General features: G+C 45.5%; 28 protein-coding genes. All 28 read right to left on the bottom strand.

Going from position 1 to position 23,600, the window contains the following annotated elements; all coding sequences use genetic code 11:
- Positions 1–2: 2 nt before the first annotated feature.
- Positions 3–962, bottom strand: a complete 960-nt coding sequence (locus DWX68_RS06085; RefSeq protein WP_106999892.1) for an ABC transporter permease — start codon at positions 960–962, stop codon at positions 3–5.
- Positions 962–2,110, bottom strand: a complete 1,149-nt coding sequence (locus DWX68_RS06080) for an ABC transporter permease (protein ID WP_117795411.1) — start codon at positions 2,108–2,110, stop codon at positions 962–964. Before DWX68_RS06080 ends, DWX68_RS06085 begins: the two co-directional genes overlap by 1 nt.
- Positions 2,097–3,638, bottom strand: a complete 1,542-nt coding sequence (locus tag DWX68_RS06075) for an ABC transporter ATP-binding protein (RefSeq protein WP_117795413.1) — start codon at positions 3,636–3,638, stop codon at positions 2,097–2,099. The genes DWX68_RS06080 and DWX68_RS06075 overlap by 14 nt, the downstream gene beginning before the upstream one ends.
- Before the next feature lie 32 nt (positions 3,639–3,670).
- Positions 3,671–4,843 (bottom strand): BMP family ABC transporter substrate-binding protein, encoded by a 1,173-nt coding sequence (locus tag DWX68_RS06070; RefSeq protein WP_118628833.1) that lies wholly within the window; start codon positions 4,841–4,843, stop codon positions 3,671–3,673.
- Between the two features lie 13 nt (positions 4,844–4,856).
- Positions 4,857–5,930 carry an S-methyl-5-thioribose-1-phosphate isomerase gene (gene mtnA, locus DWX68_RS06065; RefSeq protein WP_233430147.1) on the bottom strand — a complete coding sequence of 358 codons (1,074 nt, stop codon included), beginning with the start codon at positions 5,928–5,930 and terminating at the stop codon, positions 4,857–4,859.
- Between the two features lie 31 nt (positions 5,931–5,961).
- Entirely contained in the window at positions 5,962–6,795 is an 834-nt protein-coding gene (locus DWX68_RS06060; RefSeq protein WP_106999896.1) for a purine-nucleoside phosphorylase, read from the bottom strand.
- Position 6,796: 1 nt separating this feature from the next.
- The gene (locus tag DWX68_RS06055; RefSeq protein WP_242995701.1) at positions 6,797–7,423 is read right to left on the bottom strand and encodes a class II aldolase/adducin family protein; all 627 of its coding nucleotides are present in this window, start codon (positions 7,421–7,423) and stop codon (positions 6,797–6,799) included.
- Positions 7,413–8,225 (bottom strand): DeoR/GlpR family DNA-binding transcription regulator, encoded by an 813-nt coding sequence (locus DWX68_RS06050; RefSeq protein ID WP_106999897.1) that lies wholly within the window; start codon positions 8,223–8,225, stop codon positions 7,413–7,415. The genes DWX68_RS06055 and DWX68_RS06050 overlap by 11 nt, the downstream gene beginning before the upstream one ends.
- Position 8,226: 1 nt before the next feature.
- Positions 8,227–9,540 carry a hypothetical protein gene (locus DWX68_RS06045; RefSeq protein WP_117795417.1) on the bottom strand — a complete coding sequence of 438 codons (1,314 nt, stop codon included), beginning with the start codon at positions 9,538–9,540 and terminating at the stop codon, positions 8,227–8,229.
- Positions 9,541–9,921: 381 nt separating this feature from the next.
- The gene (locus DWX68_RS06040) at positions 9,922–10,173 is read right to left on the bottom strand and encodes a hypothetical protein (protein ID WP_117795419.1); all 252 of its coding nucleotides are present in this window, start codon (positions 10,171–10,173) and stop codon (positions 9,922–9,924) included.
- 531 nt (positions 10,174–10,704) lie between these two features.
- Positions 10,705–11,220 (bottom strand): hypothetical protein, encoded by a 516-nt coding sequence (locus tag DWX68_RS06035; RefSeq protein ID WP_106999899.1) that lies wholly within the window; start codon positions 11,218–11,220, stop codon positions 10,705–10,707.
- 47 nt (positions 11,221–11,267) lie between these two features.
- Positions 11,268–11,921 carry a hypothetical protein gene (locus DWX68_RS06030; protein WP_118628832.1) on the bottom strand — a complete coding sequence of 218 codons (654 nt, stop codon included), beginning with the start codon at positions 11,919–11,921 and terminating at the stop codon, positions 11,268–11,270.
- A gap of 21 nt (positions 11,922–11,942) precedes the next feature.
- Positions 11,943–12,260, bottom strand: coding sequence for a helix-turn-helix transcriptional regulator (locus DWX68_RS06025; RefSeq protein ID WP_106999901.1), 318 nt, complete (start codon positions 12,258–12,260; stop codon positions 11,943–11,945).
- Positions 12,261–12,709: 449 nt separating this feature from the next.
- Positions 12,710–13,078 (bottom strand): ribosome silencing factor, encoded by a 369-nt coding sequence (gene rsfS / locus DWX68_RS06015; protein WP_106999903.1) that lies wholly within the window; start codon positions 13,076–13,078, stop codon positions 12,710–12,712.
- Between the two features lie 27 nt (positions 13,079–13,105).
- Positions 13,106–13,687, bottom strand: a complete 582-nt coding sequence (gene yqeK, locus DWX68_RS06010) for a bis(5'-nucleosyl)-tetraphosphatase (symmetrical) YqeK (RefSeq protein ID WP_022359429.1) — start codon at positions 13,685–13,687, stop codon at positions 13,106–13,108.
- A complete protein-coding gene (gene nadD / locus DWX68_RS06005) occupies positions 13,687–14,313 on the bottom strand; it encodes a nicotinate-nucleotide adenylyltransferase (protein ID WP_107000399.1) in 627 nt (208 codons plus the stop codon). The genes yqeK and nadD overlap by 1 nt, the downstream gene beginning before the upstream one ends.
- A gap of 50 nt (positions 14,314–14,363) precedes the next feature.
- Complete coding sequence (gene yhbY / locus DWX68_RS06000; protein WP_022359431.1) at positions 14,364–14,660, bottom strand: ribosome assembly RNA-binding protein YhbY; 297 nt, start codon at positions 14,658–14,660, stop codon at positions 14,364–14,366.
- 215 nt (positions 14,661–14,875) lie between these two features.
- Complete coding sequence (gene obgE / locus DWX68_RS05995) at positions 14,876–16,168, bottom strand: GTPase ObgE (protein WP_118522482.1); 1,293 nt, start codon at positions 16,166–16,168, stop codon at positions 14,876–14,878.
- Positions 16,169–16,227: 59 nt separating this feature from the next.
- The gene (gene rpmA / locus DWX68_RS05990) at positions 16,228–16,518 is read right to left on the bottom strand and encodes a 50S ribosomal protein L27 (protein WP_022359433.1); all 291 of its coding nucleotides are present in this window, start codon (positions 16,516–16,518) and stop codon (positions 16,228–16,230) included.
- 3 nt (positions 16,519–16,521) lie between these two features.
- The gene (locus DWX68_RS05985; RefSeq protein ID WP_118472358.1) at positions 16,522–16,851 is read right to left on the bottom strand and encodes a ribosomal-processing cysteine protease Prp; all 330 of its coding nucleotides are present in this window, start codon (positions 16,849–16,851) and stop codon (positions 16,522–16,524) included.
- 5 nt (positions 16,852–16,856) lie between these two features.
- Positions 16,857–17,165, bottom strand: a complete 309-nt coding sequence (gene rplU / locus DWX68_RS05980) for a 50S ribosomal protein L21 (protein WP_106999905.1) — start codon at positions 17,163–17,165, stop codon at positions 16,857–16,859.
- A gap of 139 nt (positions 17,166–17,304) precedes the next feature.
- Complete coding sequence (locus DWX68_RS05975; protein ID WP_118472359.1) at positions 17,305–18,171, bottom strand: transposase; 867 nt, start codon at positions 18,169–18,171, stop codon at positions 17,305–17,307.
- A 365-nt stretch (positions 18,172–18,536) separates the two neighbouring features.
- Positions 18,537–19,079, bottom strand: coding sequence for a hypothetical protein (locus tag DWX68_RS05970; RefSeq protein ID WP_118472360.1), 543 nt, complete (start codon positions 19,077–19,079; stop codon positions 18,537–18,539).
- Positions 19,080–19,236: 157 nt separating this feature from the next.
- On the bottom strand, positions 19,237–20,556 hold the full coding sequence (gene pepT, locus DWX68_RS05965; protein WP_118628831.1) for a peptidase T: 1,320 nt from the start codon (positions 20,554–20,556) through the stop codon (positions 19,237–19,239).
- Positions 20,553–21,098 (bottom strand): Holliday junction resolvase RecU, encoded by a 546-nt coding sequence (locus DWX68_RS05960; protein ID WP_117795431.1) that lies wholly within the window; start codon positions 21,096–21,098, stop codon positions 20,553–20,555. The genes pepT and DWX68_RS05960 overlap by 4 nt, the downstream gene beginning before the upstream one ends.
- A 47-nt stretch (positions 21,099–21,145) precedes the next feature.
- The gene (locus tag DWX68_RS05955) at positions 21,146–22,144 is read right to left on the bottom strand and encodes an RluA family pseudouridine synthase (protein ID WP_117795433.1); all 999 of its coding nucleotides are present in this window, start codon (positions 22,142–22,144) and stop codon (positions 21,146–21,148) included.
- Positions 22,145–22,162: 18 nt separating this feature from the next.
- Positions 22,163–22,732: a hypothetical protein gene (locus DWX68_RS05950; RefSeq protein WP_022358597.1), complete on the bottom strand. Its 570-nt coding sequence runs from the start codon at positions 22,730–22,732 to the stop codon at positions 22,163–22,165.
- A gap of 57 nt (positions 22,733–22,789) precedes the next feature.
- Positions 22,790–23,554: an SDR family NAD(P)-dependent oxidoreductase gene (locus DWX68_RS05945; RefSeq protein ID WP_118628830.1), complete on the bottom strand. Its 765-nt coding sequence runs from the start codon at positions 23,552–23,554 to the stop codon at positions 22,790–22,792.
- Positions 23,555–23,600 lie beyond the last annotated feature (46 nt).

Here is a 23,600-nt window from a genome sequence, read left to right as displayed (position 1 = left end):
TTCTACCTCTTTCCTTTGTCGTAAATCTCTCCAAGTGCACGAGGAGCACGATTGTATTTTGAGAAGAAAATCAAAAGCAGCATTGTAACGATATAAGGCAGCGTCATGGCAAGATCCGAGTAACTGCTGGGCATCTGCATCTTCTGGACAAGATAATAGCCTCCGGATCGGGCAAAACCAAACAGCAGGCAGGATCCAAGTGTAGGAAGGATCTTCCAGTTTCCGAATATCATGGCTGCAATCGCCAGATATCCGTATCCCACATAGATGTTGGAAGAAAAGTTCGCTGAAATGGAATAAGCAAAGCTGATTCCAGCCAGACCGGACAGAGCACCGGATACAAGGACTGCAATCAGACGGATCCGGGTAACATTCTCTCCTGCTGCGTCTACTGCGTGAGGATTATCTCCACAGGCACGAAGATTCATGCCATAACGCGTTTTATACAGCACATACCAAGCAACAACTGCGATCAGAAGGATCAGGATCTCAAATGGATAGACATCTTTAAATGCGGCTCCAATTACTGGGATGCCGGAGAGCAGCGGAATTGTAAACCGTGCAGACACACCCAGAACAAATTTTTCCGAAGCTGCACCGAACACAAGGCGGTTTAAAAGTTTTGTAAAAAATGCAGTCAGTGACATAGCCAGGATATTGATCACGACTCCGCCAATGATCTGATTTGCCTTCAGACGGATACATAACAGTCCATATAAGAGCGAATACAGCATTCCACCTGCCATGGCACATACAATTGCGAGATAATAAGGAACCTGGGAATTGCTTCCAAAATAGCCTGCAGCCAGAACGGCCACAAAGGCGCCTATAAATGCCCCCATTCCCTGCAATCCCTCCAAAGCCAGATTCGTCACGCCGCTCTTTTCGCTGTAGATCCCTCCGATTGCCATTACGAACAGCGGGATCGCAAAGGATAAACCATCAATCAGGATTCGTTCCATCAGCTGATCCCCCTTTCTGTCTCTTCATTTAACTCTTGTTTCATTCGATTCACTTTGTAACGGATATATACACCGCAGGCGGAAAATAGCAGGATCAATCCGGTGATAACGGATGCGATCTCTGATTCCAGACCGGATGCTGAATTCATGTAGGTACTGCCCTTGCTGATCACTGTGATCAGAAGAGATGAAAATATGATGCCGATGGGATGGTTTCCTGCAAGAAGTGCCACTGCGATGGCATCAAAACCGGTGCTTGGAAGGACGCGGGGCTGAATCGAACCAAAATACCCCAGGTAGTACGTCACTCCTGCCAGGCCTCCTAATGCACCGGAGAACATCATCGCCATGATCATGCTTTTGCCAACATTGACACCTGCATACATGGCCGCTTTTCTTCCAAGTCCCACGCATTTGAGTTCATAGCCAAATACGGTGCGATCTAACACGAACTTCACCAGGACTGCAGTCAGAACTGCAAGAAGGATTCCTAAGGGAATATCCATTTTCAAGTTTCCGACGGGTGTGTCCATCAGAGTCAGGCGGGATGCTTTCGAGACGGCCTGGGACTGCCTGGAAACCGGATTGATATAGTACGTGTTGATGAAAAAGCTGATCACATACTGGGCCGTATAGTTTATCATGATCGAAGATACGACTTCATTGATATTAAATTTGTATTTTAACCAGCCAATAAGTGCACCGATGAGTGCACCAACGACTGCTCCGACAATCAGTACGCATGGCTTAGCCACCGCTGCCGGAAGGGAACTATATCCGATCACCAGAGTTGTGATAAAACCAGAGGTAAGCATCTGACCGGAGACACCGATATTAAAGAGTCCGGCACACATACCGACTGCTACTGCCAGAGACGCAAAAAGCATCGGAGTCCAGGCATTCATATAACTGGTGAAGTCGGTCAGCATATTCTTATATCCGGCATAACTCGGTTTCGGGAGGAATCCAGCCCCCTGGAGAAGGTTACCATAGGCCGACAGAGGATTCTTGCCAAGCGAAAGAATGATCACAGCTCCAGCCAGAAGGCTTAAGAAAATGGCCGACATGGGAATGGTGATACCCTGGTATTTTTCATTTCCCAGGAGTCTGACAAGCATCTTTTTCAATCTGTGTTTAATTTTCAGCATTTTGGTGCACCCCCATCATAAATTCTCCCACTTCATTTGATGTAAGCGTTTTTGCAGCTGCTATTTTCTGGATTTCTCCATTATATATTACTCCGATGGTATCTGCACAATTCATGATCTCATCCAGCTCTAACGAAATCAGCAGGATTGCCTTTCCTGCATCTCTCTGTCGGATAATCTGCTTATGGATATTTTCGATGGCTCCGATATCCAGACCTCTGGTTGGCTGCACAAAGATCATCAGAGGAGACTGAAGTTCAATCTCTCTTCCGATGATGGCCTTCTGCTGATTACCGCCGCTCATGGAGCGGACAATGGTCTTGTTTCCCTGACTGCTCCGGATGTCATACCGGTCAATCAGTTCATTTCCGTACTGGGAAAATTCTGCTTTATCCAGTACACCTTTATGGGAAAATGGTTCTCGGAAGTAGTTTTTCAGTCCCAGATTTTCCTCCAGGGTAAAATCCATGACCAGGCCGCAGCTCTGCCGATCCTCCGGAATATAAGAGATTCCTTCCAGGGTTCGTTTGCGGATGGAGTAATTGGTGATATCGACTCCATTCAGAAGAATACTACCTGAAGCTGCCTTCTCAACTCCTGCAATCGCATCTGCAATCTCAATTTGACCATTGCCGGATACTCCGGCAATGGCAAATACTTCTCCGCCGTGGACAGAAAAGGATACATTTTTTACTACTTCAAAATGATCCTGGTTTTTTACAGTGAGATTCTTTACCTCTAACACAGTCTCCCGGTAATGAGGCTCTGATTTCTCTACTTCAAAAGAAACTTCCCGTCCAACCATCAAATTGGCCATCTGCTTTGTAGAGGTCGTGGCGACATCTAGAACATCGATGAGCTTTCCTCTGTTTAAAATCGCACATCTATCTGCAATTTTTTTGATTTCCTCCAGCTTATGGGTGATCAGGATGATGGTTTTTCCATCATCTCTGAGGTTGCGGATGATCGTCAGCAGGGATTCAATCTCCTGAGGCGTCAGCACTGCTGTCGGCTCATCAAAGATCAGAATTTCAGCTTCCCGGTACAGCATTTTCAGGATCTCGACACGCTGCTGTGTCGATACACTTGTATTTTCGATCACATCGATCGGATTGACTTCCAGACCGTACTTCTTAGAAAGCGCCTCGATCTCCTGATCTGCTTTTTTTAAATCAACATAGGGAAGGATTCCAAACAGTTTGTCTTTCTTCTTTAAACCCAGAATAATGTTTTCTGTAATCGTGTAATTCTGTACCAGCTTAAAATGCTGATGGACCATACCAATATTGAGTTTTGTTGCGTAGCTTGGAGAATGAATCTGTTCTTTCTTACCCCGGATGAAGATCTCACCTTCATCCGGTTCATACATACCAAATATCATGCTCATCAAAGTTGATTTTCCGGCACCGTTTTCGCCAAGCAGTGCGAAGATCTCACCTTTTTTAATTTGAAGCGTCACATCATCGTTTGCCACGATACCTGGGAAACGTTTTGTGATGTGCTTCATTTCAATGATATATTCCGACATTTAAGCCTCCTCATTTTCTGGTACAGAACGTATTATTTCAATCCTGGGAAATCTTCCGGCTCAATTCCGTTAAAGTTTGCTGCCGGAACGATAGTTCCATCTTTTACAAGTTCATATGCTTCGTCCATCTTCTTCACGGTATCCTCAGACATGCTTTGACGTCCTTCCTCTGTTACATAACCAACAGAATCAGAATCTGCACCTAACAGAGCGTTTGCTCCCTGGAAACCTCCGTCTGCGATAGCATTTAATTGTTTCTCTACGTTCATGCTCATAACTTTCAGTACAGAAGTCAGAATAATGTTATCAGAACCGTTAGCACCATCATCATACTGGTCTACGTCACAGCCTACTACTTTTACATTGCCAGCTTCTTTAGCAGCAGTAAATACACCGTTTCCAGAACCGCCTGCAGCTACGAACAGAATATCACAGCCCTCATCGATGAGAGCTTTTCCAACAACTTTACCGGTTGCTTCATCTGCAAAGCTTCCAACATAGTTTCCACCTACATTTTTATTGGTAACGTCAACGCCTGCGTAAGATGGGATCTCTACGATCTCAACACCGGTATCATATTTCTCATTTGCGTAATTGACACCACTCTCAAAACCGTACTGATAGTTTACATTGCTTGGGTATGCAATACCGGTTACTACAGCTACCTTTTTGCTTTCAGACTCCAGTGCAGCTGCCATTCCCGCGAAGAAACCTCCTTCCTGCTCCTTGAAAGTCATTGCATAAATATTATCACATTCGATGTCATTACCCTCAGAATCGGTCGGATTCGTATCTACAAGGATAAAATCTACATCTGGGTTATCGGTTGCGATGGTTCCGATTCCGGAGAATTGGAAGCCCGGGCATACGATCACATTGTAGTCTGCAACGATATCAGCAACTGCCTGAATAACTGCAGCCGGATCACCGGTTTCCTCGCGAACCGGAGTTACGGTTGCTCCCGGATGAGACTCGATAAATTTCAGGATACCGTTGTAGTTATCCTGGTTAAAGGAGCCGTCATCTACACCGGATGGACTGGTCACGATGGCGATCTTTAAATCTCCATCAGCGTTCTCAGCAGAAGCTGATGCTGTTTCAGCCGTATTTTCCTTTGTCTCGGCTGTATTATTGTTTCCACCGCATCCTGTCATTAACGCTGCGGATACTGCTACACCTGCTACAATACCAAATAATTTTTTCATCAATCTTTTCCTCCTATTTTTTGTTTTTGCCAAACATATTTGCAAGACTCTCCGTATACGGTGGTCTGCAGATTCCTTTTTCCGTTACAATTCCGGCGATCAGCGTGTGATCGGTTACATCAAATGCCGGATTATAACATTTGACACCCTCCGGTGCCATCGGTTTTTCATAAAATTTGCTTTTGATCTCTTCCGGACTTCGAAGTTCGATCTGGATATCATCGCCAGTTGCACAGTCAAGATCGATGGTTGAACTCGGTCCTAATACATAGAACGGAATTCCGTAATGTTTTGCAAGGATTGCAACACCACTGGTTCCAATCTTATTGGCCGCATCACCGTTGGCAGCGATACGATCACAGCCTACGAAGCAGGCCTGGATCCAGCCGTTTTTCATTACAATGCTGGCCATGTTATCACAAATCAATGTTACATCGATTCCTGCCTGATCTAACTCATATGAGGTAAGTCTTGCTCCCTGAAGAAGCGGCCTTGTCTCATCTGCAAATACATGGAAATTCATGCCCTGCTCTTTTCCAAGGAAGAGAGGTCCTAAGGCAGTTCCATAGCGGGAGGTGGCTAAGGGTCCGGCATTGCAATGTGTCAGAATTCCGTCTCCGTCCTTAATAAGGCTTAAACCATATTCAGAAATCGCTCTGCACATCTGGCTGTCCTCTTCCTGAATATCCATGCACTCTTTCTTCAGATATCCAAGAATCTCTGGTACAGAAGCATCGCTGTGGCTTGTCACTACCTGCTCCATGCGGTTTAATGCCCAGCTCAGGTTCACTGCCGTTGGACGGGAAGAGTTCAGATAATCCTTATACTCTCTGAATTTTTTTAAAAACTCATCGTAATCCCCGGTTTCAATCGTTCCGGCCAGAACATACATTCCAAATGCCGCACAAATTCCGATTGCCGGTGCTCCCCGGACTTTCAATTCAAAAATGGCATCATACAGATCCTTCGCCGTTCCAAGGGTCAGGTATTCGGTAACCGTTGGAAGCTTAGTCTGATCAATGATGGTCACAGCTTTGCCGTCTTCATGCAAGTACACATTTTTGATTGCTTCTGACTGATTGTCCACTTTATCATCTCCTTTGTTTTTTATTCATCACTCAGATCATTTTACCGATTCGAACTATGGATTCCGTAATCAGCTGTTTAAATAACGGTGCAACACGGTCAGCTGTTTCCTTCACTTCCTCCGCACTCAAAGGCTGATCAGTCATTCCGCATCCCAGATTGGAAATGCAGGAAATACCGCAGACCTTCATGCCCATATGATTGGCAGCTATGGCCTCGCATGCGGTGCTCATTCCTACTGCATCTCCTCCAAGTATCCGGCACATTTTTACTTCATGGGGAGTTTCAAAATTCGGACCGGACAGCTGGATATAGGTTCCCTCCTGAAGCGGAATCTGAAGGTCTGCAGCAGCACCCCGGATGATCTCACAAAGGTCCTTACGGTAAATCTCAGACATATCGCTGAAACGCTCTCCCAGCATCTCCTCATTGGGTCCGATGAGAGGAGACGGTACAAAATTACTGATCTGGTCGGTGATCATCATAAAATCACCGGCTTTGTAATCATAATTCACACTGCCGGAAGCATTGGTCAGAAACAAGACCCGGGCCCCCATCATCTTCATGAGACGGGTGGGAAGAACTACATCCTCCATGGAATATCCTTCATAGTAGTGGACACGTCCCTGCATGATTACGACCGGGACATCTCCTACGTATCCAAAGACAAATCTGCCCTTATGTCCGCTGACTGTGGACACAGGAAAACCCTCAATATCATGATAATCCAAAACAGCTTCTACCCGAATGGTATCTGCATAATCACCGAGTCCGGATCCCAGCACCAGTGCCACCTCCGGCTTAAAATTAATTTTGTCTTTAAAGCACTGATAGCATTTTAATAATCGTTCATACGCCTTTGTCATATCAGACCTCCTCGTATTCTTTGATCACAACCGGATGTCCTGAACAGAGTGCAAGATGATAGATCTTTGCAGCATCCTCCACATAAACACTGTTTGTATATGCTTCCGGTAATGTTCCGCCGATAGCCACGACACCGTGATTGGCCATCAGACAGGCATTTTTCCGTTCCAGGATTGGAACTGCATTCAGACCAACCTCTGCGCTTCCCTGCTGTGCATAAGGACTTACCTCCAGTTTCCCTTTTAAGAAAGGAATCATTTCAATCAGTACAACTGGAATTTCCTGATGGTTTACCGCAAAACTGCTTGCATAAGGAGAATGTGTATGCACCACCGCATTAGCATGGGACAGGTGACGGTAAATCTCAGCATGCATTTTCCACTCGGAAGATGGCTTGTGTCTTCCTTCGACCAGATTGCCATCCAGATCAATCACTACGATATCCTCTTCCGCCATCAAACTGTAATCATAGGAGCTGGGAGTAATTACGATCCACTGCTTCTCACGAAAGTAAGCACTGATATTGCCGCTTGTTCCGGCCATCAGCTTTTCATCATAGGCCTTTTTCGCTGTCATCAGCACATTTTGTTTCAGTTCCTTCAAATCTGTCATAATCTTATCGCTCATCTCCTTTGGTTTTTGATTTTCTTTCCGCTTTCCCTTCCAGGACAGGGATCTGATGTGCCTGGAACCATTCCCATAGGTCCGGATTGGTTTTTCGGATGGAATGATCCACAACCACCTGACTGAGCTGCTCCAACTCTCCGATCACATACACCTCGTTGCGTCCGATCTTCGTATTGTCCACCACCAGGATCTTATGTTTCGCCTGCTTTAATACCTGACGACGGATATCTGCTTCTTCACGGGTGGAATCTGTAATACCTGCCTCCAGACTGCAGCCGGCACTGCTGACAAATGCATAATTGATAAAGCAGGTTTTCATCTGTTCCAGTACGGTCTGTCCTTCAAACGCTTCCCGATCGCGATTCAGCTCACCGCCAAATAAAATAAGACGAATCTGCGGATTCGCATCAATCTCCTTTGCCACTGCCAGAGAATTGGTCATGACGGTCAGCTTGCCGGGAAAATCCGCTAATTGCTTTGCAATATGAAGAGCCGTGGTACTGCAATCCAGAAAAATGGAACTCTTTTCGTGGATCCATTGCATGCAGAGAGATGCAAGAAGCTTTTTCTCTTCCTGCATCACCTTGCTGCGAACCGAGATGGGAGTTTCATTGCCAAAACCTTCGTTTAAGTAGGCACCTCCGTGAACACGGTTTAATTTCTCCTGTTTTTCCAGTTTTTCCAGATCCTTTCGAACCGTTTCTTCCGTAACTCCCATTTCACGGCTCAGATCCGTCACCATGACTACTTTATTCTTCTCCAGCATGGACAAGATGTATTCTGCACGTTCGATTGCATGCATATTATTGATAGTCCTCACCTTCCAGGTAATTATAGAAAGCGGTATTGCAGAAGCGTTCAACCGGTACAACTTCCAGGCCGTCGGAGATTTCCGTCAGTTTTTCAACAACCTCATCTTTATCTTCCGGTAAGGTAAATGGATGAATGGAATACGTATCGTTCGTGATTACGCAATCATAGATCTGATGATAATCAGTCTCCGGCATATCTGTTCTGGTTGAAGAATAAAGCGGCTGCCACCAGGATGCATAGATCAGGCCCTTTGCTTCTTCATTTCCTTCATTTTTCTTTGCGTACGTCTTGATTACTTCGTCAAAACGATTCATATCCTCAAGATTGTCGAACTCAAGCTCAAGGTCATATTCTACTGCATATACCAGTGCAAGATCTTCATATTCTTTTACTTCGTAGGTTGGAGTAGCCTCCGGGATCGGACCCCACTCCGGCAGATACTGGTAAATACTAATCTTCGGCTCAAGCTGAACCTTTGCTGTGATATTCTCGCTGTTCAGGAGCCCCATCAGCTGATGTACATGTTTGATATCAGAATGACCGTACTGTAAGGTCAGTTCCGGTAAAAAGCGGGCACTGTATGCAGCAGATTTTAATCCATATCCGGTGGTTACCTTGTTCTGTACAGCTTCTTTTCCGATCTCTGCCAGTTTGCTGTCATCAAATAAGATAAAGGAATTCCATGCCTGGTCCAGTTTCGCGTAAATGTCTGGATCATTTGACATGCCAAGGTAGTTTCTTGCGTCTCCATTTGCATTGGCAATTGCCATCAGAAGACTGATTTCATCCTCAGCTGTAAAGGCATCTTCTGCAACGACTTTTTTCGCAGTTTCGGAAGTGATGAGGCTGGTATCCAGAGCAGCAGCAACGTATCTGGCATATTCATTCGTCTCATCCATCTTTACCCCATATTGTTCAAGACGATCTTTAATCTTATCTTCCGGATAGCTAAGAGCAAGCTCTTCATAATCAGCAGCAGCCACAGCAGCTTTCACAGCAGAAAACCAGGTCATGTCCCCCTCGACAGCCGGTGCCTCATCTCCTGCTACCTTTTTCAGGTCAGCGGAAAAAGCAGCACTGTCCGGATCTTCTTTGATCTGTACATCGAAAAACTCTGCCAGGTATTCTGCCTCATGGGCATCAGCCTCTTTGGTTTCTTCCTGAGCTGCTTCTGTCTCCTGAGCAGCAGAAGTCTCAGCCGGTTTGGTCTCTGCGCCGGTCGGTGCTGCATCCTTTGCACCACAGCCCCCTACCATCGCGGTTGCGGCCATAGCAGCCATCATTACTGCAAGTTTTTTTCTCATCTCTTCTTCTCCTCTTATATGTATTTATTAGTTTTGCTACTAACTAGCAGCTGATTTATTTACATACATTATAAGCACCTTTTATAGGAAAAGCAAGTACTAATCTTTCTTTTTCTTTGTTTTTCTGTTTTTTGTTTTGTTTTTTCACCATAGGATGAGGTTTTCTATGTCACAAAAAGATCCCCCGAAAAATCGAAGGGATCTTTCTAGGAGAGCTGAATTGGAATCCGAGCTTCCAGTTTGCAAGTTTAAGTTCTGATTTAGCTAATCACTTGCAAAAGTAAATTCTGGCAAATCAAAATATCATGATTTTTATGGACGTTAGTTTTGCAAAGTTCTTCAAAACTGGAATTTACTATTAGAAACAAGCTGTTTTATGCTTCATATGCTGATATACCCTTGAATAATGTACTGTTTCACTTCAAATACGTGACCGCAGCAACAACACTTAAGCTTTCGCATAACAACAATTCCCGGCTCGCCCAGAAGTAACTCCAAGGATGATTTTCCCTCACTGGCTGCCACATACGCATCCATCTTCGCCTGTTCCTCATCCGTCAGCTGAATATGCCACCAATTATGTTCCTCATGGCACTTGGGACACGGCTGGTTGATTTTGTAAAGTCTTCCCATAGTCTGATCTCCTTTCGATTTTTTCTGCCCAACTATATCATCATCGAATTCGAATTTCCAATTAGCGGTTTCTGCGGATAACGTTTTGAGTCAAATTTTCGCTCAGACGTTCCTGCCTGAAATCATAAAGCGCTTTATCATAATTCCGGTTTTGGAATTCTTGTGACCCAATCCATTCCGTGTTTATAACCCACTTCAGTACACTATTTTTGAAATTTCCAAAATGGAGCGATTTTAAAAAGTAAGTTTTGAGTTAGGTTTTGAACTCTTTCAGACCGAAATCCTTCTTACCATGAAAAATGGCTACGGAATTGCTTCCGCAGCCGTTGTGCCTGAAAACCGTACCTTGGCACCGTGATCCCTCACAGGTTTTTTACAGGGTGATTTGAAAATCTGCATGATATGCTTTTCCAAAGCCGTCTCCATGAACCGAAACACATAACCCGATAACAAATAACCGATAAGCGATGACAATGAACCGTAACCACTCGTAATTTTTTGTTAGAAGTATGCCCTGTACGGAAATTCTACTTAGATATCCACCTCAAACAGCACCGTCTGATTATAACGATCCAGTGCAATCTGCATTTCCATGATCGTATTGGAGATGCGGTCATATTCCTGCCGGATCAGTTCCGGATCGTAGTTGATATACTTATACTCCGGTGCCGAACCAGAAGAACCGAAGGAGTTGCCATAGACTCGCGTTTTTGGAAGTCTCTTGCGCATATCGTCAAGCACCGTCTTTCTCTTGTTGAGCTGCGCCATCCGGATCAGGATGCCGTCAATGCTCATTTCCTGAGCGCCGACCTGCACTTTTGCGGTGGCATTGGTCAGATTCAATGTGTGCTTGATAGTAAGGATCTTCCTGTCAATCTCATCAATCGTATTCGCAACAGTCATGTAATCATATTCCGGAACGACTGGTTCCTCGTTGACCGCAGCCACGTAAGTACTGGATGTCGATTCCTTGTTTACCCAGAATGCCTTGTCTTCTTCTAGGCTTCTCAGCATCTTATTTGCATAAGCCGATGTAATTTTCTGCATGATTTTCGCCTCCCACAATGTTCTTATCAATATAAATAAAAATGATCTCAGTCCCACAGATCCCAGAGATATCTGGTAAAAAGCTTCATTCCTTCTTTCATACACCGATCTCGGTATGCTGCCAGTTCCTTCTCCGCTGCAAACCATTGGTCCAATATTTCCTTGTATTCCGGCACATCGGACATGGTATGCACACAGTAATAACCTTTATCTTTTTCCTGCTCTTTTTCTTCTTCGGTTTTCAGCTTTTCACCAAACATCCCGTATTTCCGGGTGAAAGCCTCTCTTGCCTGATCATATGCTTCTTCATATGGATTTTTCCGGTGACAGGTTTCCTCGTTTGCCTCCCGAAATAGAAATTCCATATGTTCTAGGATCCGGTTCCATTTCCGCACATTCTCTTCTTCGGTTCCTGTGAAAGATCCCGGATATCCATGACCGTTGATACGTAGATCGTTGAGCATGTTGGGGATGATAACAAGAAACCACTGGTCAATCGCCCAGGCATCACGGTAGCAGTATCCGTAACGCAATCTCTGACAGATGCAGATGATATCTTCTTTCCAACGTTTTATCCATTCCAAGGGGAAAACGTGAATCGGTCCGTAAGTAAGAAAAACAGGACATTCCGGTTTGCGCATCTTACGTTTCCGTTTCTTTCGCAGAATATCATTTAACATAAATTTATGTTCCGATTCCATGTTTCACCGTCCTCTCCGCTATCATTTGTTTCTGATCCGATTGTAAATCATACGGCAACGGATGTCATTCAACCATCGGTTTAAAATTCCCCATAAACGAGGAATATCCCCGTCAATGACGAGGATATCTTCAATCGTAGTATGCAATAATCTACTTAAAATAATGAAGTTGTCGATGCTGGGTAACGATTTACCGGACAGCCATTTGTAAATGGCCTGCGGATTTTCAAACCCGAAAGCTCCCTGGATTTCCCGAATCGTATACCCTTGTTCCAAAAGCAGTCTTCTTATGCGTTCCCCTGTCTCTTCCGGCTGGATTGACAAATACATTGGTTCCATACTTTGCACCTCCATGATTCAGGACCGTGTTTCTTGATAACGTAAATATTCTACCACGGAAAGGACAGACCCACCAGTACCAATCATACTATAGCAGTAGGGAATGTAGGGTTTTTCCTACCACTATTATATGATCTTTTAAAAAAATATCAATATATATACTTATTGCTTTGATACAACACTTCTCAATAAACAAATTGCGTTCGTTGCAATTAGCGTATTCCAACCTTGTAACTCGTTTTATTTCACTATTTTTGAAATTTACAAAATGGAGCGCTTTTAAAAAGTAAGTTTTGAGTTGAAAGGAAAACACTTTATCAGCCTTGTTCGCGATAGATGGGAAAACACAGATTTCAAGTTTTTCTCTCTTATTCGCGATAAAAGGGAAAAACCATTTGCAGGTTTTTCCCTTTCTGTTCGTGATATAAAAGGAATGAAACAAAAATCTATTACAATTCCTCCACATTCTCAACTACTTTTCCGTCTCTCCAGATGCGCTCCAGATCATAAAACAGTCTGTCATCGCGGGAGAAAATGTGTACGATCAGATCGCCGTAATCCATCAGGATCCATCCGGCAGTCTGATAGCCCTCGATCTGACGGCACTCATGACCGGCTTTGCCGAGTTCTTCCTCTACATTATCTGCCATTGCCTTTACCTGGCTGGCGTTGCTTCCGTCTGCGATGACAAAGTAATCAGCCAGTACAGATACTCCATGAATATCAATGACGCGAATATCTTCGCCTTTTTTATCTTCCAGCGCCTTTACGGCAAGTTTGGTCAGCTCTTTTGCTTCCACGGGGATTATCCTCCTCATTATTTTATTTAAATCCTGTTAATGTGTCTATTGATGAACATGACGTTCATGATAGTATTCCCAGGTCTGTTCGGTTGTATCATCCTCTGCCGTGCCCGTTTCCTTTAAATAATTGCGAGTGCTGTCCAGAATCTGATACAGCGCTTCGTCCAGATCTTCAAATGCAAGACGGCGGAGCTTCGGCAGATTTGGCGCCTTATCACGGCGCGGTTCGATGTAATCGGCTACGTACAGGATCTTGTCTAACAGGGACATCGCCGGTTTTCCGGTCGTATGGCAGGCGATTGCAGATAAGACCTCTGGATCGGTAATACCATACTTGTGTTCTGCCATCCATGCGCCTAATTTTGCATGAATCACAGCCGGAGCCCGCAGTTCGCCTTCAGTCAGTTCAATGCCGTGCTCCTGGCATTTGCAGATGATAGTCGCATCATCATAGCGCTTTGCACAGTCGTGGAGAAGTCCAGCCATCTCCGCCTGATCCAGATTGGCACTGTAACGCATTGCCAGAGCCATGCATGTGTATGAAACACCCAGCGTATGTTCATAGCGCATCGGGTTCAATTTCTTTTTCAAATGCTTCCGTATCTCTGTAATTCTTTCGTCCATTACACATTTACCTCCTGATACAAGCCGTGCTGTTCGATATATTGACAGACTTCCTTCGGCACCAGGGAACGAACGTCTGCTGCGTGTCCTGCCCGGAAAGCCGCGCGGATCTCCGCCGAAGCGACATCCATTTCACGGCAGTGAAGACGCAGAATATGCGCCTGATATTTCTGGTTTAAATAGGAAATCTGCTCATCCAGCGAACGATCCGCCTCCTCATGCTCTCTTGCTGCCGCCAAAAATGTGACGGCTGGAAGAACATATTCGGGATGATACCATTTTTCAATGTCCATAATTGAGTCTGCGCCCGCGATAAAGAAAAATTCAACATCCGGATATTCTTCTTTCAATAAGCGAAGCGTGTCTGCTGTGTAGGTATTTCCGCCGATTCTGCGAAGTTCAAAATCAGACAGCTTAAAATAAGGATACGGCGCGATCGCAGCTGCAGTCATTGCCAAACGGTCCTTTGCCGCTGTGATCGTATGATCCTTTTTATGCGGCGGGATCCTGGAGGGCATATACCAGATGCAGTCAAGATCATATTCTTCATACGCCTGTCTTCCCAACATGATATGTCCATTATGGATCGGGTCAAATGTTCCCCCCATAATACCGATCTTTTTCATCGTCATCCGTATCCTTTCTGTCAGAGATTCATTCGCAGAATGCAGCCCCTTTATTTTGGCAGAACGATCTTACGTTTTTTCTCGTCCTTTGCCTCTTTATAAAGAACAATTTTCTTGCCGATTACCTGTACTACCTGTGCGTGGGTACGCTCGGCCAGAACGGCTGCCAGCTCATTGCCGTCATCGACGCAGTTCTTCAGAATATTCAGTTTAATTAACTCGCGAGCCTCCAGCGCCTCTGCCACAGCAGCGGTCAATTCCGGTGTCAGGCTGGATTTGCCGATCTGGAAGATCGGATCCATGGTCATCGCGAGACCTTTTAAATAAGCTCTCTGTTTGCTTGTCATAAAATCTATCTCCTGTTAAAATTCAAACTCAGATCCAGTGTGGATTTCTGAGTTTAAAATATTGTAAATGTGTAACTATTCAGTAGGTCTGCGCATTTACTGCGCTGACCGTACGAAAACATGGACCAGCAGGCAAAAATCCCATTGCCGTAGGCAATTTTTAATGGATTTTTGCGCGTGACTGTGAAGGTACTGAACAGTTACGTAAATGTCAATTATTTATAGTAATCAAATTCAAGACCATACATACGAACTGTATCGCCCTCTTCGATGCCAGCCTCTTCCAGCTCAGCCAGAATACCGCTGTCCTTTAAGAATTTCTGGAAGAACTGGAAGCCCTTCTCAGAATCAAGGTTTGTGTAACCAAGCATCTTCTCGATCTTCGGTCCTTCTACCACATAAATACCATCTTCATTGCGTTCCACGGTATACGGAAGATTCTCGCCCTGATACTGGTACTCAAATTCTTTTTCGAAAATAACTGGCTTGCGGTCAACCGTTTTCAGCAGATCATTTACATGGTAAAGGAGCTCTTTTACACCCTGTCCGGTAACTGCAGAAATGGCAAATACCTGGATGCCTTCCGGCTCAAATTCGCGTTTTAAGCGCTCTACCGGGTCTTCCCAGTCCTCTTCGCCGGTATTGTAAATCGAATCTACCTTGTTGGCAGCAATCACCTGCGGACGCTCTAAAAGCGACGGATTATATGCTTTTAACTCCGCATTGATGGTACGGATATCTTCAACCGGATCACGTCCCTCGACGGATGCCGCATCCACAACATGAACGAGAACCTTGGTTCTCTCGATATGGCGCAGGAAATCATGTCCCAGACCGATTCCCTGGGAAGCACCCTCGATGAGCCCCGGAATATCTGCCATGACAAAGCCTTGTCCATCCTGCAGATCAACCACGCCAAGATGCGGGTTCAGCGTCGTGAAATGATAATTGGCAATCTTCGGACGTGCATTGGAAACGCGTGAAAGCAAGGTCGATTTACCGACGTTCGGGAAACCAACCAGACCAACATCTGCGATTACCTTTAATTCCAGCTGTATCCAGAGTTCCTGTGCCGGCTGTCCCGGCTGTGCATACTTCGGAACCTGCATCGTCGAGGTCGCAAAGTGCATATTTCCAAGACCGCCCTTGCCACCTTTTAAAATCACTTCTCGGCGGTTCTCGCCGGACATATCCGCGATTACCTTACCGGATTCAAAATCCTTGATAACGGTTCCTTCCGGAACCTTGACAATCAGATCCTCGCCGTCTGCTCCGTGACAGCGGCGCTTTCCGCCCTGCTCTCCGTCGCCAGCCACATATTTGCGGACATGACGGAAATCGGTCAGGGTATTCAGTCCGTCGTCCACTTCAAAAATGACATCGCCGCCGCGACCGCCATCGCCGCCGTCCGGACCGCCAGCAGCTACGAAAAGTTCCCGGCGGAAGCTGACATGACCGTCGCCGCCTTTTCCGGATCTGATATAAATTTTTGCACTGTCGGCAAACATAAATACCTCCTTCTGATCTGAAAAAAGCTCCATACAATCCGTATGGAGCTTCTTTATAATTATTCGTTAATTGTTCTCGGGTAAACAGAAACCTGCTTTTTGTCTCTGCCCTTTCTTTCAAACTTTACGACGCCGTCAACCATAGCGAATAATGTATCATCTCCACCGCGTCCTACGTTCACACCTGGATGAATCTTGGTTCCGCGCTGTCTGTAAAGAATGTTGCCAGCTAATACGAACTGTCCGTCTGCTCTCTTCGCACCAAGTCTCTTGGACTCAGAATCACGACCGTTCTTTGTGGAACCAACACCTTTTTTATGAGCGAATAACTGAAGGTTCATTTTAAACATGCGTTACACCTCCCTGAATCGAATTTTAATGTATTTATCTCCATAACTCTCCGCGATATCGGTAAGTCCAAGTATCAGCGAATCCATCAGGAGTTTTGATTCCGCACTTACAGTACCGGTAAAATGAAAAATAAACTGACCTGTCTTTTCATCCACACTGCCCTTAAAACTGTCATCGGTAAATTTCTCCACCGAATTAGCCATATTGACAGTCAGAACGGATACAGCCGCACAGACAATATCTTTGCCGTACTCATCATATCCAGCATGTCCCTTTACTTCCACTCCCGTGGTACATCCTTTGGAATCGGAGTATACGTCTACTTGAATCATTTCAATTAAGCGTTGATCTTTTCGATCTTAACTTCTGTAAAGAGCTGTCTGTGACCATTTTTCTTATGGTAGCCAGTTTTTCTCTTATACTTGTAAACGATAACTTTTTTGCCTTTGCCTTCTTTAACAACTGTTGCGGATACAGTAGCACCCTCAACGGTCGGGCATCCGATCTTCATCTCACCGTTGTTAACAGCCAGAACCTGATCGAAAGTAACAGCTTCACCTGCAGCAGCACCGAGTCTCTCAACTTTGATTACATCGCCCTCGGCAACCTTATACTGCTTACCACCTGTTGCAATAATCGCGTACATCTGATGGCACCTCCTATTATCATTACTCGCCAGCTATGGCGGCTTACGCACTTTTAGCCTCGCTGTGCGGCATACTTAGATATTCTAGCATCGGAATATGGATCTGTCAACGGTTTTTTCTTGAATTTAGGAGAAAATTTTAAACCAGTGTTACGGATAAAGCTGCTTTTTCCAAGTCCTCATAAGTACCACCAAATTGTTCAAGGGCTTGTTCCTTTGTTAGTATGCCTTTTTCAATCAGGTTTAAAAGTATTTTAGCCTCACCAACCTTCTCCCCTTCTGCAAACTCCGCCTTCCGTATCAATTCCGTTTCCCTCTTCTCGTCATACTCAAAAATACACACCTCTATCGCCTCCGCTCGATTCTTCCTCAGAAACTCTGCCAATATATTTTCATCAATACATTCCGTCACAGCCTTTTCAGCTGCCTGATTGATATCTTTGTATTCAATCGCATACCGCCGTATTTTATGAACCAACAGCATATACTCTTTCAACAACCGGCAGGTTCCCAGGATCTCCAGATTTTTATCCAGATTGATATTTAAAACCTTCACAAGCAATTCCAGCTCAGGATGTTCTGTCTTCTGCATGAACGAATGTGACAATTTAAGCAGACCCTCCGCCTCCCGCTCTTTTTCTCCATTGTAGAATACTACAAAATGCGGTGTCGGCAATTCCACCAATGCCGATGCGTACAAGGTCTGGTTCCGGACCAGCATCTGGTACTCTTTTGCCACATAGAACAGAAAACGCAGTGGCATATTCGGATTCCATGTCGATTGATGTTCATATAAGTTTAACTGCATATCCAGCAAAAATGCCTGATCGTTTTTCATATTCATATATACAGCATTTTTCAGCGTCACAATCTCCAATTCTTTCGGATCTGTATAATGCGAATGATTCACTGCATTGTACAGACTCAGCAGATTCTCCCTTGTGCTGAACAGCATCCGGAACAGCGTGTCCTTGTGATTTCTCCGCACCCTCATTAAATTCCCCATAATTCTCCCCTTTCTGACAGGAGAATCTGGCTTTTCTGAGAATCCCCTGCTCTTTCGTATTGCCAATTTGGATAAGCATAAGATTTCTCAGATTAATAATTAGAATATAAGATTGCTTGAATTGCAGATAAAGAAATATATATGCTTGATGAGTCAAATGTAACACATCTGGTTCGGATATGCAAGTACGAATTTTGCAACTATTTATTCTGTAAATACGCACAAACATATAACGGGTGTATTTCCTGTATGTGAAATGATACATACAATATAGCTAAAAGCGATTCTATATATTTGTGCAAAAATAAGGAAATATTTTTCAAAACCATATTATGCATAAACATATTTGTATACACTTGGAGATTTTAAACCTGGTAGCGGGGGAAGGGGAAAATAGCAACTATCTTTAAGCCAGTTCCATTAAATGATTGATATAAAATTTCATCTAAAAAAACATAATCTAGTTCGTTATCAATGTCTGCAACAAAAAAATGTTCCAGGTTGATGGGTATTTCTGTCGCTGCTCTGGTTAGTGGCTGCTCCGTTTCCTCTGCTGCGGATACATTGTTTATAGGCTGCATATTGGATAACGCTTTTTGTGACAATGTTTCATTTGCGCTGACGCTTCTATTTTTACTGGTATGACTGGTAATAAGGTACATGAGAGTGAATCCACCAAAACAAATCATAAACGACTGCCATCTGAAAAAGTTTACATGAAAATTCCGATTAAAAAATAGATTCAAACACACCCCAGCAAACGCACCACCCAGACCAAACAGAAATGCTTTGTTTGAGAGCGAAAAATCAAGCGGAATTGTATCCGTTTTTTTCGTTAGCTTTTTAGCACAAAAATATCCGATTCCATAGAAGTCTAAAAAATATAAAATATCCAGTATGAAGCTCATCCTGTTTCCATAATAAATTTTATAATAGAAATAATGAAATGGATTCCATTTAACAGAAAAATTAATATTGACTTACCAGTTCATGAAAGTAAACAGGCAATTTGCACTATTATATAAGGGCAATTTGCCTGTTTAAAGGATTGTCTTTATTTCATAATCACTCTACACTGCTTCTTATGACAGCAAACTTTTTCCCAATCTCCACTAGAACCCTGGACGTCTTCTCCAATGACGCCACCGGAATAAATTCATATTTTCCATGATAGTTATATCCGCCGGTGCAGAGATTCGGGCACGGGAGCCCCATGTAGGAGAGGCGGGCGCCGTCGGTGCCGCCGCGGATCGGAACGACCTCCGGCTCGATGCCGCAGGCTGCCATCGCCTCTTTGGCGGTATCGATCAGGTACATGCACGGCTCAATTTTTTCTTTCATGTTGTAGTAGCTGTCCGTTACTTCGGCGATCACGGTGCCCTTACCGTATTTGCGGTTCAGGAAATCGGCGGCTTCGGCGAAAAATTTCTTTTTCTGTTCAAATTTTTCATGGTCGTGATCGCGGATGATGTAATTTAACTGCGCCTCTTCTACATTTCCGCTCATTTCATCCAGGTGATAGAATCCCTCATAACCTTCTGTGTACATCGGATTTTCAAAGACCGGCAGCAGGCTCTGAAATTCCATGCCGATGAGAATGGCATTTTTCATCTTGAGCTTCGCATCTCCCGGATGGATGCTGGCTCCCTGAATCCGGACTTTGCCGGAAGCGGCGTTGAAATTTTCATATTCGATCTCGCCGATCGGACCGCCGTCTACCGTATAAGCAACCGCTGCACCGAAGTCTTTCACATCGAAACGATCCGCGCCGCGTCCGATCTCTTCGTCCGGCGTAAATCCAATGCAGATCTCGCCGTGCGGGATCTCCGGGTGGCTCAGGAAATATTCTGCCATCGTCATGATCTCCGCCACGCCTGCCTTATCGTCGGCGCCCAGAAGCGTGGTTCCATCGGTTACGATCAGCTCCTGACCTTTTAAGTCGGCTAAAAACGGAAATTCTGAAACTTTCATGACAATTTGTTTTTCTGCATTTAATACGATATCTTTGCCGTCATATGCCTGGACGATGCGCGGCTTTACGTTTGTTCCGGTTAAGGACGGCGCGGTGTCCATGTGGGAAATGAAGCCAAGTGCCGGGATGGTAGCTTTCTGCCCAACGTCGGATGCACCGTGAGCAGACGCAGTGCTAAAAGAAGCTTCCGCTTCTTGCGGTGCAGAGGTACTGTCAGTATTATCCGGAATGCGTGCAAACAAGTATCCGTACTTGCTCATCCGCACATCGGATGCACCCATTTCTTCCAGCTCGCGTTTCAGCTCATTGGCTAACAGAAGCTGTTTTTTTGTGCTCGGGCAGGTGTCATATGCCTCGTCTGACTGCGTATCATATGATACATATTTCAAAAAACGTTCTACGGCTGTTGTCATGAAAAATCATCCTCTCTTTCTCCTAAATCCCGGCTCAGCGGTTCCAGATAATGGACTAATATATCCCGGTGGCTTTTGATGCGCCACGTTTTATCCATTTCCTCATATGTAAAACTCTTTCGTCCGCCCTGCTGCATCCGCTCCCAGTATGCGTCCAGATGGAAAAATGGCAGGTAGTAAAGTTCATCCCTCTGTGAAAAATATATAATTAAGAAAGCAATCCCGCCCTGCTCTTCAAATTCCCGCATAAATGCGACCTGATGCGGATGGACGTTCTGCAGTGGAAATGTATCTGCCGCGCATTCTTTCGCATCAAAGCAGACCGGGACGCCCTGAATCGCGCCGATGTAATCGACGGTACTCTTCTGATCGAAATACGCCAGCGTGATATGGCGGCTGCTTTTATCGATCGAGACGGGCGTGATCGGCGTCGGGATTTTCTGGATCAATGCCAGCTTTTTCTCTCGGTAAAGATCATTTGTGTGGTTTATCATATCCTCCAGGGTTGAACCACGAAGTCCCCGGCTGTTCCATGTCCCCATGTTGTTGCTCCTCCACTCATTTTTTAGTTTTTCCCACAATTTAAAATTTACGGGCGATGACTGGCTGGGCGTTTTGGAGCTGATTTCATCATCGTTTCCATCTGCTTCATCTCCGCCGGCATAGGCGCGGTAAATTCTTTGCCCGCCAGATATGAAAGCGGCTCGGAGATCGTTTCCGGCATTACCAGCCGCCACGCATGAAGCATCTGCGAACGGACGCCGAAGCGTTTCTTCACTTCCTCATTGACCCGGGGATCGCCGTACTTTGGATCCCCGGCGATCGGGTGTCCGATGGAAGCCAGGTGGGCGCGGATCTGGTGGGATCGTCCGGTGATCAGATGAACCTCCAGAAGGGTATATCCATTTCCAGATACCAGCGGTCTGTATGCAGTCCGGATCGGCAGACTTCCAGGGGTCTCCTCTTTTCGGATCGACACCTGATTCGTCTTTTCATTTTTCGTCAGCCATCCCTCGATCCGGGCTTCGCCTTTTACGATTCCCCGCACGACGCAGACATAATATTTTCCCAGACTCCGATCCTTGATGACCTCGGACATGATCTGCAGTCCCGGCAGGGAACGTCCAGCTGCCACGATGCCGCTTGTGTTGCGGTCGAGGCGGTTGCAGACGGACGGACGGAAGCACGCCAGGTCCTCTTTCTTTAATTTGCCGGAATCCAGCAGATAGTCGATCAGGTATTCGACCAGCGATTCATCCGTCTCTTTCGCTTTCTGGGACAGCATTCCAGATGGCTTATTGATCAGTAAAATATGTTCGTCCTCATAGACGATATCGAGCTTTTTCTTTTGAACCTTCTGAATCTTCACTTCCGAAAATTTCTCGATCGTCTCCTCTGCCAGAAACAGCTTGATCTCATCGCCCTCGGTCAGATGTTCGGAACCGTCGCATTTTTTTCCGTTCAGGGTAATATTTTTCTTCCGCATCATTTTATAAATGAAGCTTTTTCCCGCCAGATTCAGATATTTTGCCAGCAGCTTGTCCAGGCGCTGCCCCGCCTCATTTTTAGATACTGTCAGCATCCGCATGGCTGCCGCCTCCCTTTTTTACATCGATAATCCTTTTATTACGCGCACACCGTACTCTACAGTTCCATCGTCCTCATACTCTGACGCCGGTTTCAGGCTGTGAATCCGCTTGTCAAAGGTGCTGCGTGAGGTCACGATTTTCAGGTTCGGATCCAGTTTGTTAGCCTTTAACAGTTCATTTAAACCTGCCTCCGCGCGCTTTACATTCAGCTTTGGATTAATGCAGTACACATAGATGCCGGTCGGGTGAACGACGGTCACATCGGACGGAATCACATCTTCCGGTGTCGTCAGAACCAGATCATAGAGAACTTCAAATTTTTCCTCATACGGCATATATGCCTCATGAAACGCCTGCTCCGGCGTATGGTATTTGAAAATGGCAATCAGCGGGGAAGCGAGATTCGCCGCCGGAAGTACCGTGACGATCGCCATGACCGTCAGAATTTTTTTGACGGAATCATTGTCTGTAAAAGACCGCCCAACTAGCTGTGCGATGATAAATAATGCCAGAAGTGCGATGATAAAAAGCTGTTTCCGCTTGAAATGATTGCGGTAGCCATAATCGCCTTTTTTTATCTTTTTCACGGTGTAAAAATCCTTTCTATCATGTTTTTATTGAATGATACTAGCTTTTTGTCTGATTTAATGGTTTAACGCCTGCATCGCGCGCAGAATCCATTCATGCGGCACTACCTTGCAGAGCACAAAGAATGCCTTCATCCATACGCCGTAAACCGACACGCTTTTTCCCGCCATACAGTCGCGGATGGCAAGTTTTACAACTTTGTGCGGATCTGCCATCACCAGACGCTTATAAAGAGGAATCTCCCCGGTTGTCTCGGCAATGTCGAAAAACTCGGTTTTGACCGGTCCGGGGCAGACCGCCGTCACACCGATTCTACGCGGGCGGAGTTCTTCCCGCAGGGCGCGGCTGTAGCTTAAGACAAATGCCTTGGTTGCCGCATAGATGGCAAATCCCGGCTGCGGCAGAAAGGAGGCTGCTGACGCGAACTGGAGAATCCGGCTGTTTTCGCTCATATAGGGAAGCACCATATGCGTGACCGCGCACAGCGCCTTGCAGTTGAGCTCTACCATTCCCGTTTCATCGTCAAGCGGCAGGTTCCCAACCGTTCCGATTTTACCAAAGCCGGAAGCATTTACCAAAAGCTTTACGTTGGGCTTGCGCGCCGCCAGCTCGTTTTCCAGCGCCTCCCGCTGGGATGCATCCGTCAGATCGATGGCGAAACACCGCGCCGGGATCGGCAGCGTCCGTTCCAGCTCCTGCATCCGGTCCATCCGGCGGGCAATCAGCCAGACTTCCTGAAGTCCCGAAAAGCGATCCGCCAGCTGTCTGGCTGCCTCGCGCCCCATGCCGGAAGAGGCACCTGTAATTATCGCAATTTTCATGAGAAATTCCTCCCGTCTCAAGTATGTACGCTCGGAGTCGTTCCTT

The organism is Clostridium sp. AF20-7, from assembly GCF_003479275.1.
Lineage (GTDB): Bacteria > Bacillota > Clostridia > Lachnospirales > Lachnospiraceae > Otoolea > Otoolea fessa.
This window is presented reverse-complemented; position numbering and strand designations above follow the sequence as displayed.

Excerpts from the sequence above, each read along its gene's own strand:
- DWX68_RS06085 (WP_106999892.1), bottom strand. The coding sequence starts at position 962 with ATGGAACGAATCCTGATTGATGGTTTATCCTTTGCGATCCCGCTGTTC.
- DWX68_RS06080 (WP_117795411.1), bottom strand. The coding sequence starts at position 2,110 with ATGCTGAAAATTAAACACAGATTGAAAAAGATGCTTGTCAGACTCCTG.
- DWX68_RS06075 (WP_117795413.1), bottom strand. The coding sequence starts at position 3,638 with ATGTCGGAATATATCATTGAAATGAAGCACATCACAAAACGTTTCCCA.
- DWX68_RS06070 (WP_118628833.1), bottom strand. The coding sequence starts at position 4,843 with ATGAAAAAATTATTTGGTATTGTAGCAGGTGTAGCAGTATCCGCAGCG.
- DWX68_RS06060 (WP_106999896.1), bottom strand. The coding sequence starts at position 6,795 with ATGACAAAGGCGTATGAACGATTATTAAAATGCTATCAGTGCTTTAAA.
- DWX68_RS06055 (WP_242995701.1), bottom strand. The coding sequence starts at position 7,423 with ATGAGCGATAAGATTATGACAGATTTGAAGGAACTGAAACAAAATGTG.
- DWX68_RS06050 (WP_106999897.1), bottom strand. The coding sequence starts at position 8,225 with ATGCATGCAATCGAACGTGCAGAATACATCTTGTCCATGCTGGAGAAG.
- DWX68_RS06045 (WP_117795417.1), bottom strand. The coding sequence starts at position 9,540 with ATGAGAAAAAAACTTGCAGTAATGATGGCTGCTATGGCCGCAACCGCG.
- DWX68_RS06040 (WP_117795419.1), bottom strand. The coding sequence starts at position 10,173 with ATGGGAAGACTTTACAAAATCAACCAGCCGTGTCCCAAGTGCCATGAG.
- DWX68_RS06035 (WP_106999899.1), bottom strand. The coding sequence starts at position 11,220 with ATGCAGAAAATTACATCGGCTTATGCAAATAAGATGCTGAGAAGCCTA.
- DWX68_RS06030 (WP_118628832.1), bottom strand. The coding sequence starts at position 11,921 with ATGGAATCGGAACATAAATTTATGTTAAATGATATTCTGCGAAAGAAA.
- DWX68_RS06025 (WP_106999901.1), bottom strand. The coding sequence starts at position 12,260 with ATGGAACCAATGTATTTGTCAATCCAGCCGGAAGAGACAGGGGAACGC.
- rsfS (WP_106999903.1), bottom strand. The coding sequence starts at position 13,078 with ATGAGGAGGATAATCCCCGTGGAAGCAAAAGAGCTGACCAAACTTGCC.
- yqeK (WP_022359429.1), bottom strand. The coding sequence starts at position 13,687 with ATGGACGAAAGAATTACAGAGATACGGAAGCATTTGAAAAAGAAATTG.
- nadD (WP_107000399.1), bottom strand. The coding sequence starts at position 14,313 with ATGAAAAAGATCGGTATTATGGGGGGAACATTTGACCCGATCCATAAT.
- yhbY (WP_022359431.1), bottom strand. The coding sequence starts at position 14,660 with ATGACAAGCAAACAGAGAGCTTATTTAAAAGGTCTCGCGATGACCATG.
- obgE (WP_118522482.1), bottom strand. The coding sequence starts at position 16,168 with ATGTTTGCCGACAGTGCAAAAATTTATATCAGATCCGGAAAAGGCGGC.
- rpmA (WP_022359433.1), bottom strand. The coding sequence starts at position 16,518 with ATGTTTAAAATGAACCTTCAGTTATTCGCTCATAAAAAAGGTGTTGGT.
- DWX68_RS05985 (WP_118472358.1), bottom strand. The coding sequence starts at position 16,851 with ATGATTCAAGTAGACGTATACTCCGATTCCAAAGGATGTACCACGGGA.
- rplU (WP_106999905.1), bottom strand. The coding sequence starts at position 17,165 with ATGTACGCGATTATTGCAACAGGTGGTAAGCAGTATAAGGTTGCCGAG.
- DWX68_RS05975 (WP_118472359.1), bottom strand. The coding sequence starts at position 18,171 with ATGGGGAATTTAATGAGGGTGCGGAGAAATCACAAGGACACGCTGTTC.
- DWX68_RS05970 (WP_118472360.1), bottom strand. The coding sequence starts at position 19,079 with ATGAGCTTCATACTGGATATTTTATATTTTTTAGACTTCTATGGAATC.
- pepT (WP_118628831.1), bottom strand. The coding sequence starts at position 20,556 with ATGACAACAGCCGTAGAACGTTTTTTGAAATATGTATCATATGATACG.
- DWX68_RS05960 (WP_117795431.1), bottom strand. The coding sequence starts at position 21,098 with ATGGGGACATGGAACAGCCGGGGACTTCGTGGTTCAACCCTGGAGGAT.
- DWX68_RS05955 (WP_117795433.1), bottom strand. The coding sequence starts at position 22,144 with ATGCGGATGCTGACAGTATCTAAAAATGAGGCGGGGCAGCGCCTGGAC.
- DWX68_RS05945 (WP_118628830.1), bottom strand. The coding sequence starts at position 23,554 with ATGAAAATTGCGATAATTACAGGTGCCTCTTCCGGCATGGGGCGCGAG.